This window comes from Sutcliffiella sp. FSL R7-0096 (assembly GCF_038595065.1).
Taxonomy (GTDB): Bacteria; Bacillota; Bacilli; order Bacillales; family Bacillaceae_I; genus Sutcliffiella_A.
Genome location: NZ_CP152003.1, coordinates 1,738,666 through 1,751,150 on the forward strand (window position 1 = coordinate 1,738,666; position 12,485 = coordinate 1,751,150).

The window sequence follows — 12,485 nt, forward strand, 5'->3', positions numbered from 1 at the left end:
TACGATCAACATGGGTAGTGCATATTCCTTTGAGATTATACTTTGTTTACACACTGAAACCCTGGCAGAGATCAGGGCTCTTTTCATATATACTACTTAAGAGTTCGTATGAATTCTCTGGTGATTGCATTCAGTTCGTTTGGGAATTTTGTAGGAATTTGGTGTTTGGCTCCCGAAACATAAACGACTTTGGTATCTGGGAGAGATGCAATGAACTCTTTTTGATAATGATGTACATAGTAGTCCATTTCTCCATATATGAGGAGTAGTGGAGCGGTGATATCCCGCAGTTTTGCTGAACAATCGTAGGTTAAACCTTCTTTGTAGTATTGATAAAGGGTGTTTGCATCTGTCTTTTTAAAATAAGTTGCCATTTCCTCAGCGAATTTTTTTGAATACGAATGTGCTGAAGCAATTGTCTTTGAAATAATACCCATCCCATTACATTGTGCGACCAGGATTCCAAGAAGGAACTCACTATAAAGGAGCATGCTATCAACTTTTGGAAAGGCACCAATCAATAAAAGGCCTTCAACAAGATTTGGATAGTTCAGACTGGTTTCAAGTGCGATGGAAGCACCATTAGAATACCCGCAAATGATTACTTTAGAAATTTTTAGCTGTTCACACACATCTGAAATATCTCTGGCCAGTAAGGAAAAGCGGATGGGATATTCACCATTTTCGCTTTTTCCATTACCGCGCAAGTCAATGTATAAAAGTCGAAAATGATTTGATAATGGTAATTGTTGCTTAAAGGTGATATGCCCCATTCCAGGGGGGTGAATAAAAAGAATGGTCTTTGGCCCTCTCCCTATTAAACGATAGAATATCTTCACATTGTCCCTTGTATGGACATACCCCATAAACAATCAATCCTCCTGTATCTTCCTATTCTCCACAAATAAGATAATTCCTCTAACTGTAAAGCCGATCAACAATCCAGGGATGACAAAAAGCATTGGCATGAATACGGGACCGAACAAAATACCAAAGAGTTTTATTTTTCCTGAGAGCATCAGTCCGACCGTCACCATGTAAGCGCAGCTGACAAATGGAAGATAGGAATATGGTGCTTTTCCTCCACCAGCATCTTTGAAGGCATCCCACATGGAAAAAAAGTATAAACATGGGTAAAACATCAGCCAAAGGTAATTTGCCTCAAGGAATGAACGTTCAATCTCCCCATTAAAACTGTACATGATAATTGAATTGAAATTTGCTAGAACATTAATAAGGAATTCCAAAAATATGAACACAAGCCCCTTGATATACTTCCTGTTGAGTAATTGGCCAAAGCCAGGTAAGGCGATACTCCATAATAGACGTTCAAGAGATTTATTCATAGGACGGCCCTGTATATGTATATAATCCGGTTATATTAATCCACTTATGCCACATGTAAACTCCTCCAGCCATTACTCTAACAATAGCTTGGCCTATTGCTCCTAAATTATGTTAATTTATTCTGAGAAAAGCATGAAAAAACGCAGGGTGCTCATGCTAGCCCTGCGATATCCTTTAAGCAAACTTTTTTAACACAAGTATGCGGCTCCAATTATGATAAGTAGAATGAATAAGATGACAAAGAGGGTAAAACCTGATCCACAGTCAGTACCTTTGCTCATTTACCTCTCCCCTTTCCAAAGTTGTTACTTTACTTTATGTAACAATCACCAAATGTGTATGGGCGGATGCCCGGTATGGAGATGAAAAGCCATATACCTGTCATAGGACAATTTCCTTTCCACATACAAGTTAATAGAGCTGTGCTTCAAAACTTTTTCCTGGAATGCGGGGCTAGAACCCATAAAATGAGGGTGTATCAAATGACCGACAACCCTGTGGCAAGGGAGATGATCGGATATCTTTTAGTACGGGGCGGCGTTCATGTCGTGGCGTATGCCAAGGCGCTGGAAATAGCGACAGGAGTTGACATTACCAAGCTTGTCCCAATACCTAGTTTGGAGAATAAAGCTTTTGAAACGACTCGGAAGTTTGAGGCAGAAGGAGTGCATAGGAAGCTGTACACCTTCAGTGCTACTGACTACAAGGATGTGGCCATGATCTGGAAAGGCAATCATCCAGGAGATGGGGGCAAACTAGAGGTGATTCAAGGAACACCACCTGGAGGTCCGATGCCAGATTTGGAAAATGTCCCAGAGGAATTCGCACCATCTCTCATGAGGATTTTATGGAAATTGCAAAGAGGCTGCAGCGTTCAGCAGGAATATAGACAATGGATAGCTTGTAGAACCTTTTTCTCTGCAAGCTTTTTGTCGTTTTAAAAGAGTCTATGAAGAAATTTATATTTTCTTGTTGGTAAATATATGCTAACATCAGTTTATACATAGAAAAAAGTAAAATTATGAGGAGAATGGAACAATCATGAAAAAGAAAGTAATTGCTGGTGCCCTTGTAACTTCCTTTATGTTTTCTGGACATGCTTATGCGTCTGATTATACAGTTAAATCAGGTGACTCCCTTTGGAAGATTGCCACCAACAATCAGGTGACAGTAAGCAATATCAAGACGTGGAACAACCTGAAAAGTGACCTTATTTTCCCCGGGCAAACATTATCATTGAAGGCGAATGGATCAGGCAACACGCAACCTGCCCCAACCCAACCTGCCCCTGCCCCAAGCCAACCGACGTCATCTACCTATACAATAAAAGCTGGAGACTCCCTGTCCGTGATTGCTAGAAATCATCAAACGACCCTAGCTAATCTGTTGAAATTAAATCCGTCCATCACAGACGTAAATAGAATTTTCATCGGGCAAAGAATTAATGTGGCTGCTGGTGCCCCATCCGCCCCAAGTCAGCCATCCCAACCAGCACCAAGCCCTAGCAAACCAGCGCAAGCTTCAGGGACCTACACCATTAAAAGCGGGGACAACCTCTCTTCTGTTGCAAGCAGACACGGTGTAACTTTGAGCGCATTATTAGCTGTTAATCCTGCTATCAAGGATGCCAATCGTATTTCAATTGGACAAGTAATAACAATTCCGGGGAATGCAACAAGCGCACCTGTGGGTGATCAGTCTTCCTGGCAAGCAAAGGCGGATGCCATCATCGAAACAGGTAAAAAGTACATGGGTGCCAAGTATCTGTATGGAGCATCCACAAACAGAACAGATGCGTTTGATTGTTCTTCCTATACAGTGAGAGTATTCGCTGAAAATGGTATCAGCCTTCCAAGAACCTCAGCACAGCAAGGAAATGTAGGAAAAGAAATTCCGCTAAGCGAAATCCGCAAAGGAGATCTTGTATTTTTCGATACAGAAGGGGATGGGGTAATCAATCATGTCTCCATCGTAATGGATTCCAACACACTTCTGCATGCTGCAACAAACACGGGTGTCGCATTCGCTTCTTATAATACATATTGGAAACCGAGAGCGGTCAAGGCGGTAAGGGTTTTATAGATTTACAAAACATTAATATTGGCCTCAAACAAGATTAATAAACGAGAACTAAAATCAATGTTGTAAGGTTGATACACATATCTTGGTCGTAACAAAGATGTTGCCGAGTCTAACATGTCATGAAATACTCCCCTTTTTCATAATGAATAGATGCAACCTCAAACCTTACCTGTTAAAATGGCTACTTCCTAAACTTAATGCCAGGAAAAAAAGAGATGAATCGGATGCATCTCTTTTTTTCGTGGGCTTTTTCATCTCCTCCTCAAGTCTTAGTATCTTTCGGTATAAAGCTGGAAATGACTGTAGGTAAAAGAATGAAAGAAAACCATTCTACAGGTTGTTATCCAAAACAACGTAAAAATCTATACTGATAGTGAGAACAAAACAAAGGAATGATGGAGGATGAAAAAAATGTTGACACTTTTATTAGGAAGTAAAAAGGACGCATTACAAAAAAAGTCTGGTGCATCGATTGATGAAAAGAGAATGGAAGTATTCTTGAAAAGTGACTTTGCAAGACGTTTCTAGAAGGAGCTACTGAAAATGGGTGGCTTCTTTTTTTTGTTTACAAAGGTCTTTTCTGGATTAATCATCCTATTCGAAAAATATAAACAATTATAAATTCAACTTCTATAAAATGGTATACTAAGGGCAAAGAGAGAAAAGATGTATAAAAAGGGTGAAAAGAATTTGAATGAAGAGAGTCTTATTATCAAAGAGATAGTAGCTGGTAAAAAGGAAAAATATGACCAAATCATAGAACACTATAAAGATCATATATATGCCATAGCCCTCTGGGTCACTGGCAATAAGGAAGATGCAGAAGGTCTGGTAAAAGAGGGGTTTTTGGAGGCATATAAAAAGTTAGATACATATGAAGAATCTTCTTTGTTCACAGAGTGGCTATATGAACACTTTTTACCACTTTTCAAAAAAATAGGGAAATCAAACAGCACCACTCCTGTTCAACTACCATTGCATAATCCCCATTATATTAAATTGGAAGAAGCGTTTCACACTCTTTCACATCAAGCCAAGTTGGAATTTCTGCTCAATCGAATACTCCATTTTTCCACAGCGAATCTTTCAAATCTAATGGAAGCGAGCAAAGAAGAAATCGAAGGCAGATATAAGAGCTCATTGATACATATCCGTGACTACACATTATTAGAAAGCTATCAAGAAAAAAGGGAATGCCATAGTCTCGAAGAATTGATTGCTTTCTATGACGATGAAGTCGAGGGGAAGGTGGAGGAGGAAATAAAAGACCATCTGGAATTTTGTCCAGATTGCCGGGAAGTGTTAGAAGGACTGAAAAAAGAAGAAGCCTCCCTGGATTTCGTCCTGGAGTTCCCTAAGTTAGAAGAATCTTTTAACAGGAAAGTACTCGATGAGCTTGTCCCTTATACCCCTAAAAAACCAAAGCATCGAACTTGGAAATATCAGCTGAGTGTCCTGGGCATCCTTGGTGCGATCTTTCTATTCAGTATATTTATCATACCCAACCTGAAGCCAGTGGCGGGGATGGTCACGACCTACATCAAGCATGGAACTATATATAATGTTTGGGTGGAAGGGACCTATGTGGCAACAGATAAAGATATTTCTTTTGAAGTAACGGAAGTGGAGATGGACTCCTTATATATGTACATCTATTATGATGTCAAAAAAGAAGGAGAAAAAGAATCAAGTACTCTAACCCATGAAGATATTGATTTTTATTCCTATAAACCCATAAGAATAGTGGATGAAACAGGTAAGGAGCACCCGGTACAAGTGACTGCACCGGAGTACCTTCGTAACGGTCGAAAGGTGTTAGAGAAAGAAGGGGAGTACCGGCCTTTCTTTTTAGTATATATGAAGGATAAGGAAAAACTGCCAGATGAGTTTGACATAAAAATAAACATAACTAATCTGCAATCTAAGTATGGAAGTTGGAAATTGGATATCCCAATCAGGTATGACAAGGTAGTGGATACTTCCGTGACTGTTGCCTTGAATGAAGAAATGAACATTGAAGATAAAATGATTTTGGAGTTTATGGATGTTACCTACAGTAAACACGGAAGCAGGTTTAGGTATAACATTAGACGTACGGATGAAGAACGGGATAAATTACTTGCAGAGCTTAAAAAGTATGATCAAGAATACAGATTGCAGGAATTTGAATTATGGCATCAGATCGGGTTGAATGGAATAACAAAAGAAGGAAACTATTTAGTTCCGATATATTTTCATGACATGTATATGTATGATTCAAATGAACCGATCGAAATGCACTTTTCCCATTATTATATGGATAACCAATATTATGAAGTGTCTGGAAAGCTTGAAGATCCCATGCAGGAGCTTTATGCACAAATAATGGGGGTTTATTACCAAGAACCTGCATTCTTTTCCTTGGAAATTCCACTTGAAGAAACAGAAAGAACACCGTTGGAAGGCGAAATCAACGGGTATGAGCTGTTAGATTACACTATTGTGGCAACAAAAGACCGGTTGGGTGATGTCAGCAAGTATGAACTAATTATCAATGGGAAAAGTGACAATCTTAGCGGAGAGATAGGGTGGACCCTCATGGATGGGGAAGGGGAATATGTCCAATCCGAGGGGTGGTACCATTACGATGAACGGGAGAAGAAAGGAACAAAGAAGCTGCTTCATGTGGACATTACCACAAGGTATGAACAAGCTGCCTTTCCTGAAAAATTGGTCATTAAAGCGGATAACATATTTACGCAGTTAAAGAGCTTCGAGGGAGAGAAGTTCCCATTATTTAAAGAAGAGGAAAAAGCAGAAGGCGGAACTGAATGATGGACGAGAAATATATAAGTTCTATTCTTGAAGGGAACACACTGGCTTTTGAACCGATCATCGATAAATATAAAAACAGGGTCTATTGCTTTGCCTTTTGGTTGCTAGGCGATTTTGTAGAAGCGGAGAAAGTGACGAAAGAATGCTTTATTGATATTTATGGGAAGTTAGAAACCTATCAGGATACCGAGTTTTTTTATGTATGGTTTTATCGGGAGATCTTAAAGCAATTAAAAGGAAATTCAGTTAAAGCTGATGAACATGCCTTCAGGGAGGAGGAACTGTTTAATCATCATCCACGTCACGAGAAGGTGAAGGAATCGCTTCTTTCTTTGCCTCTGAATACTATATTGCCACTGCTTATCAACTATTTATTTTTAGAGTTGGATGACAGACAGGCTGCAGATATTTTGGAAATGGGCATAGAAGATTATGAGGAATCCTTACTTTCTGCGAAAAAGACAGTGCGTTTGGGGGTTCTGGAGACCCCAGATTACAAACGGAAGCCAGATTGCCTGGAAGAAGAGATGCTGATTCACTATTATAACGGTGAATGGTATCAGCAAAGGGAAATAGTGGAGGACCACTTGGAATTCTGCCCGGCATGCAGGGCAGTCGTCGAAATTTTGGAGCGGGAAGAAAAAGTGTTAGAGCACGTCTTGCAAGTTCCAAAGCTTGATAGCGGGTTTAACGAACAAGTCGTGAAGCAATTATCTCCATATGCCAAACCAGCATCAAATCGACGTTCTTGGAAATATCAACTCGGAGTTGTCGGTGGTATGGTGGCTCTGCTCATGGCTGGATTTGTGGTCATTCCTACCATTGCTCCATGGACCAAGATGGTTTCCAATTATTTAAATCATGGCAGCTTTTATAATGTTTGGGCAGATGGTACTTATACGGCAACCAGCAAAGATATCAACGTAGAAATAACCTCTGTGGATGTTGACCCATTGCACATGTTGGTCCATTACGAAGTTTTCAGTGACGTGAAAGATATAGATTATCTAGGTGAGAATGATCTTTTTTCCGTTCATGCCATGGATGAGGAGGGAAATACGTATCCGATGGAATCCGGCAAGCCTGTCTTGATCGGTGAGATGTTGTCAAGTAGTAAAATCCCGGAGAGTTCAAATGATCGTTCTATATACGTAAAGGCTATAAATGAAGAAAGCCTACCAGATAAATTCAACTTGCATTTCCATTTCCAACGTATAAAAGGCTGGGGTGGAGACTGGAAAATAGTCGTACCAATCCATTATGAAAAAGTTGTGCAAGATGTAGAAGTGGTGGAGTTGAATGAGGTAACAGTCATTGATGAAAAAATAGAAGTGGAGATTTTACGTCTGGAAAAAGGGAAGTATGGTAGCAGGTTGATATATGATGTCAGATTGAAAGAAGAAGAAATCGAGCGTATTGAAACCAACTTTAAAAAGACGGATCCGAAAAATGACCGACAATTTCTCATGGGTCATCATGATGTATTTGCAGCAATCTTACTGGTAAATAATGAGGAAGAATACTTGGTTCCGATTGAATATCCTTCCATGAATAACAACATGCAAAAAGCGCCGTTTCAAATCGATTTTTCCAAGCTGTACGCAGATGAGAACTTTATGGATGTGAAAGGAAAAGAAACAGAAGGTGGTAAGTATTCGGCTGAAATAAGGACAGCTCATTATCTTGAACCCGGAGTCTATTCCATGACAGTGCCGATAGAAAAAACGACAGAAGAACCTTTAGACATCGACCTAGGTGGTTATACGATGAATAAGCTGTCGGTGACCAGGAAAGAAGGACTGCCCACGAAGGTCCTTCTCATAGGTGATAAAACACAAAACCACAAAGTGCGCACCTTTTATTGGGAGTTTGCAGATGGAAATGGGCAACGATTGGATATTCACAATGGTAGCGGATATGATTGGTATAACCAAGAAGAAGGCCGTGAGATAGAATTGATTAACGTAAATGTCACTTCTAATGTCACACATTTAAAGATACAGGCTACTCAAATCTCCAATGATTATTTTTTTAGGGAAAAAGAATTTAGGATTCCTCTAAATTAGAGATTTAGCCATAGAAGTTTATCTGTCCCCATTCAAATGATATCCTGCTATAATAGAAAAATAGTAGAAATGGACGATGAAGGAGTACTGGCACATGAATGAAGAAGCGATTCAAACCTTCCGGGACTGCATCCCACTATTCCAAGTGCTTGCGGATGAAGCAAGACAGGATATCATTCTCCTGCTGGCAGAAAAAGAAGCATTGACTGTTACAGAGATTGCAGATGCATCACGGCTTTCACGCCCTGCTATTTCCCATCATTTGAAGATACTTCGCGACAATAAATTGGTGAAGATAGAACAAAAAGGGACACAACGCATCTATTCCTTGAGTCTTGACACCTCTGTTGCCATGCTGAAGAACTTAATTGGGATTGTGGAAAAGGAATGTTTATAGTTTAGGAAGAAACAGCCATTGCATATGGCTGTTTTTTAATTCTTCTAGAAACCATCCTTCTTCCGTTACAAGTTAATTAGTAAGCGTTATAATAAAGGTATCAAGATGGAAAGGGCGTGTCTTTAAATGGATTTAAAATTAAGAGGAAAAACAGCACTTGTTCTAGCCTCAAGTCAAGGACTTGGAAAAGCTATTGCTGCATCTTTTGTACAAGAGGGAGTTAATGTTGTTCTTGCAAGCAGGAATGAAAAAAAACTACTGGAAGTGGAAAGTGAACTCAAGGATCTTGATTGCGGCCATGTTTCCTATATTCCAACAGACATAACAGATCCGAGCCAGATCAAGCAGGCCGTTCAACATGCTCTCGATACATATGGACAGCTGGATATTCTGGTGAATAACGCTGGTGGACCACCTGCTGGTTCATTTGAACAGATTACTGACGATCAGTGGCAGCAAGCATTTGAATTGAATCTATTAAGCTATATCAGAACCATCCGCGAGGCATTGCCACATCTGAAAAAAAACGGTGGAAAGATTATCAATATCGCCTCCTCCTCCATAAAGGAACCCATTCCGGGTCTTTTATTATCCAATACGTTCCGGACTGGAATAGTGGGGCTGACAAAGACACTTGCAAGCGAGCTTGCAAAGGATAATATTTTGATCAATACTGTGGCACCTGGAAGGATTGCAACAGATCGTGTTGCTTTCCTGGATGAAGTGAATGCGGAAAAGCAAGGCATCACCAAGACAGAAATGGAAGAAAAGGTAAAGGCGGGAATTCCGCTTGGACGTTATGGCGAACCGGAGGAGTTTGCGAAAGTGGTGACATTTTTAGTGTCGGATGCCAACAGTTATATGACGGGAAGCTCATTCCTTGTCGATGGAGGCATGGTCAAATCCATCTGATCTAAATTCGCTGGCAATCTGTTAGATAGATAGAAGGGAAGCTAGGCATTATGAAGAATTTGCTTTTATTAATAGTTGGGGGCTTTGCTATAGGTATCATCCTGGGAGTGTTGAATGTACAATTTGACTTCTGGGTCTTTGTCGTCCTCCTGATTTTAGCGTTCATTGCTTTATCCTATCGGGATGTGCGTTATATGTTTTTATCCAAAGACGTAGAAAAAATAGAGAAGTACCTGGAGAAAAAGCGCCATGAACCGTATTATGGATTCATCTTGGAGCTTGCAAATGGGAATCTTCTTGCTGCTAAAAAAGAGCTGGAGGAGCTTGAACGGAAATGGAAAGGCAAGAAGACAGCGGTCTTCTGGGCGCAATATTACCTTAGAGTCGGCAATTATACCCAAGCGAAAGAGAAAGTGGCGGGGATTGATCAGGCTGACATCAAGACCTATGTTCTTGCAGGAATTGCTGCTGGCGAAAAGGACTACAAAAAAGTCGAGGATTTAAAAGTCCAATTGAAAAAAAATTGGATGAAATATGCCATTGAAACGGAAGTGGCCTTGAATCAAAAAAATGATACAGTTGCGTACGAAAAGAAAGAACTGGCCCTTCAATCAACAAAAGGCATCCAGTATTTCATGATCTACAAGGAGTTTGAGGGGAAGTAGTGAAGAATCCCCTTGACAGGAATGCTCCAACAAATTTACACTAGATGTAGACATTAGTTATTAGAAAATTTTCAGTATTGAGGAAAATGCATATGGTACTAGCAATAGATCGACGAATTGGAAAATATGCGATACTTCTTGCGATGAACGGGGACCAGGAGGAACTACCTGTTGAAACTCCGCCACATTGGAAAAGTTGCATGGGGAAAGTGGGTTCCATGGATTCACAAAAAGTGGTGGCAGCGATAGAAACAGCCGCCAAAAGGGAAGGTATCATCAAAGCAGATGGATACCGGGAAACACATGCACTATATCATGCCATCATGGACGCTCTTAGCGGTGTAACGCGTGGCCAGGTCCAGCTAGGCTCTGTCATGCGGACGGTAGGATTACGCTTTGCGGTGGTGAGGGGAAATCCATATGAAGATGTAGAGGAAGGCGACTGGATTGCAGTTGCACTTTATGGGACCATCGGGGCTCCTGTCAGGGGATCGGAGCATGAAACGATCGGCCTGGGAATCAATCACATATAAATAGCACGCCCATAGTTGCTGATTAATAGGGGGCTGTACTTTGACACATGTTACATGGTTGAAGTATGGCCTCCTTTTGTGTGTAAAAAGGGGGATATGAAGTTGGAGAAACAGCGGGAGAAAGGGAGAGTTGCGATGATTACGTTGAACGGGGAATCGTTGACGCTTGAAAAATTGAACAGGATTCTTTTTGAAGGAGATCGGGTGGAAGCTTGCAAGGACGCGATGGTAAAAGTGGTCGCAAGTCGAGCAGCGGTAGAGAATATTGTGCTGGAGGGCAAGGTCGTTTACGGAATTACAACGGGATTCGGCAAGTTCAGTGATGTGTTGATTCCGTTTGAAGAAACAGCAGCGCTGCAACGGAATCTGATTCACTCTCATGCTTGCGGGGTAGGGGAGCCGTTTGCAGAGGTAATCGGGCGTGCGATGTTGGTACTGAGGGCAAATGCACTTCTAAAAGGCTTCTCAGGCGTCAGGCCAATTGTCATCGAAAGGCTTTTGGAATATGTGAATGAGGGAATTCACCCGGTAGTTCCGCAGCAAGGGTCACTTGGCGCAAGTGGAGACCTTGCACCACTGTCCCATTTAGTGCTGACTTTGCTTGGGGAAGGGGAGGTCTTTTATAAAGGTGAACGACGGGACACTGCCGGAGTACTAGCTGAAAAGGGAATCTCACCGATTGAGTTGAAAGCCAAAGAAGGGCTGGCATTGATCAACGGGACACAGGCGATGACGGCGGTTGGAGTGGTTGCTTATTTGGAGGCTGAGAAAATGGCGTATCAGGCGGAATCCATTGCGGCGATGACCTTTGAAGGACTCGAAGGAATTGTGGAAGCGTTGGACCATGATGTCCACCGGGTCCGGGGTTATCAGGAGCAAATGGATGTGGCAGAACGTTTCCGAACGCTTCTGGACGGAAGCAAGCTTGTGACAAGGCAAGGGGAGAAGCGTGTACAGGATGCTTACTCCTTGCGGTGCATTCCCCAGGTGCATGGCGCATCCTGGCAGGTGCTTGGTTATGTAAAGGAAAAGCTGGAGATCGAAATCAATGCGGCAACGGATAATCCACTAATCTTTGATGACGGTGGGAAGGTAATTTCAGGGGGAAATTTCCACGGTCAGCCGATTGCGTTTGCCATGGATTTTCTAAAGCTTGGTATGGCAGAGCTTGCTAATATTTCGGAGCGCAGGATTGAAAGGTTGGTAAATCCGCAATTGAATGACCTGCCACCTTTCCTGAGTCCGAAACCAGGGCTTCAATCAGGAGCAATGATTATGCAATATTGCGCTGCCTCGCTTGTGTCGGAGAATAAGACGTTGGCTCATCCCGCAAGTGTGGACTCGATACCTTCTTCTGCTAACCAAGAGGATCATGTCAGCATGGGGACCATCGGGGCGAGGCATGCCTATCAGATAGTCGCCAATGTGAGGAGAGTCCTTGCCATCGAGTGGATGTGTGCCATGCAAGCCCTGGAATTTAGAGGTGTCTTCCTCTCCGCCCCACTCATGCAAAAATGGTACCAAGAAGGGCGTGCCATCGTCCCAAGCATCACCGAAGACCGCATCTTCTCCAAAGACATCGAAGCACTGGCGGCGTGGATGAAGGATGAGGGAAGCGTACTGTGTAGAGCGTGAAATTCCTAGGGGGGTCTGACCCCCCTCAGAAATT

Annotated in this window: 11 protein-coding genes and 1 pseudogene; 9 read left to right on the plus strand and 3 right to left on the minus strand. The window is 41.8% G+C overall.

Annotated elements, in window-relative coordinates:
• Positions 1 to 92: 92 nt before the first annotated feature.
• From MKY77_RS08945 to MKY77_RS08955, 3 genes are all read right to left on the minus strand, one after another.
• Positions 93 to 866 (minus strand): alpha/beta hydrolase, encoded by a 774-nt coding sequence (locus MKY77_RS08945; protein WP_339145498.1) that lies wholly within the window; start codon positions 864 to 866, stop codon positions 93 to 95.
• Positions 867 to 872: 6 nt separating this feature from the next.
• Complete coding sequence (locus MKY77_RS08950) at positions 873 to 1,346, minus strand: hypothetical protein (RefSeq protein WP_339145499.1); 474 nt, start codon at positions 1,344 to 1,346, stop codon at positions 873 to 875.
• Positions 1,347 to 1,535: 189 nt separating this feature from the next.
• Positions 1,536 to 1,628, minus strand: a complete 93-nt coding sequence (locus MKY77_RS08955; RefSeq protein ID WP_339145500.1) for a YjcZ family sporulation protein — start codon at positions 1,626 to 1,628, stop codon at positions 1,536 to 1,538.
• A gap of 141 nt (positions 1,629 to 1,769) precedes the next feature.
• On the opposite strand from MKY77_RS08955, the pseudogene MKY77_RS08960 reads away from it, so the two are divergent.
• From MKY77_RS08960 to hutH, 9 genes and pseudogenes are all read left to right on the plus strand, one after another.
• A pseudogene (locus MKY77_RS08960) lies at positions 1,770 to 2,236 on the plus strand (manganese catalase family protein); the annotation flags it as partial.
• Between the two features lie 152 nt (positions 2,237 to 2,388).
• A complete protein-coding gene (locus tag MKY77_RS08965) occupies positions 2,389 to 3,429 on the plus strand; it encodes a LysM peptidoglycan-binding domain-containing protein (RefSeq protein WP_339145501.1) in 1,041 nt (346 codons plus the stop codon).
• Positions 3,430 to 4,095: 666 nt separating this feature from the next.
• The gene (locus MKY77_RS08970) at positions 4,096 to 6,243 is read left to right on the plus strand and encodes a sigma factor (RefSeq protein WP_339145502.1); all 2,148 of its coding nucleotides are present in this window, start codon (positions 4,096 to 4,098) and stop codon (positions 6,241 to 6,243) included.
• On the plus strand, positions 6,240 to 8,309 hold the full coding sequence (locus tag MKY77_RS08975) for a hypothetical protein (RefSeq protein ID WP_339145503.1): 2,070 nt from the start codon (positions 6,240 to 6,242) through the stop codon (positions 8,307 to 8,309). Before MKY77_RS08970 ends, MKY77_RS08975 begins: the two co-directional genes overlap by 4 nt.
• Positions 8,310 to 8,403: 94 nt before the next feature.
• On the plus strand, positions 8,404 to 8,706 hold the full coding sequence (locus MKY77_RS08980) for a metalloregulator ArsR/SmtB family transcription factor (protein ID WP_339145504.1): 303 nt from the start codon (positions 8,404 to 8,406) through the stop codon (positions 8,704 to 8,706).
• A 126-nt stretch (positions 8,707 to 8,832) separates the two neighbouring features.
• Positions 8,833 to 9,618 (plus strand): SDR family oxidoreductase, encoded by a 786-nt coding sequence (locus MKY77_RS08985; protein ID WP_339145505.1) that lies wholly within the window; start codon positions 8,833 to 8,835, stop codon positions 9,616 to 9,618.
• A gap of 50 nt (positions 9,619 to 9,668) precedes the next feature.
• Positions 9,669 to 10,283, plus strand: coding sequence for a hypothetical protein (locus MKY77_RS08990; protein ID WP_339145506.1), 615 nt, complete (start codon positions 9,669 to 9,671; stop codon positions 10,281 to 10,283).
• 92 nt (positions 10,284 to 10,375) lie between these two features.
• On the plus strand, positions 10,376 to 10,816 hold the full coding sequence (gene hutP / locus MKY77_RS08995; RefSeq protein WP_339145507.1) for a hut operon transcriptional regulator HutP: 441 nt from the start codon (positions 10,376 to 10,378) through the stop codon (positions 10,814 to 10,816).
• A gap of 135 nt (positions 10,817 to 10,951) precedes the next feature.
• A complete protein-coding gene (gene hutH, locus MKY77_RS09000) occupies positions 10,952 to 12,451 on the plus strand; it encodes a histidine ammonia-lyase (protein ID WP_339149769.1) in 1,500 nt (499 codons plus the stop codon).
• Positions 12,452 to 12,485: the final 34 nt, after the last annotated feature.

Bases quoted from the DNA above. Each gene is read 5' to 3' on its own strand.
- MKY77_RS08945 (WP_339145498.1), bottom strand. From the start codon at position 866: ATGGGGTATGTCCATACAAGGGACAATGTGAAGATATTCTATCGTTTA.
- MKY77_RS08950 (WP_339145499.1), bottom strand. From the start codon at position 1,346: ATGAATAAATCTCTTGAACGTCTATTATGGAGTATCGCCTTACCTGGC.
- MKY77_RS08955 (WP_339145500.1), bottom strand. From the start codon at position 1,628: ATGAGCAAAGGTACTGACTGTGGATCAGGTTTTACCCTCTTTGTCATC.
- MKY77_RS08965 (WP_339145501.1), top strand. From the start codon at position 2,389: ATGAAAAAGAAAGTAATTGCTGGTGCCCTTGTAACTTCCTTTATGTTT.
- MKY77_RS08970 (WP_339145502.1), top strand. From the start codon at position 4,096: ATGTATAAAAAGGGTGAAAAGAATTTGAATGAAGAGAGTCTTATTATC.
- MKY77_RS08975 (WP_339145503.1), top strand. From the start codon at position 6,240: ATGATGGACGAGAAATATATAAGTTCTATTCTTGAAGGGAACACACTG.
- MKY77_RS08980 (WP_339145504.1), top strand. From the start codon at position 8,404: ATGAATGAAGAAGCGATTCAAACCTTCCGGGACTGCATCCCACTATTC.
- MKY77_RS08985 (WP_339145505.1), top strand. From the start codon at position 8,833: ATGGATTTAAAATTAAGAGGAAAAACAGCACTTGTTCTAGCCTCAAGT.
- MKY77_RS08990 (WP_339145506.1), top strand. From the start codon at position 9,669: ATGAAGAATTTGCTTTTATTAATAGTTGGGGGCTTTGCTATAGGTATC.
- hutP (WP_339145507.1), top strand. From the start codon at position 10,376: ATGGTACTAGCAATAGATCGACGAATTGGAAAATATGCGATACTTCTT.
- hutH (WP_339149769.1), top strand. From the start codon at position 10,952: ATGATTACGTTGAACGGGGAATCGTTGACGCTTGAAAAATTGAACAGG.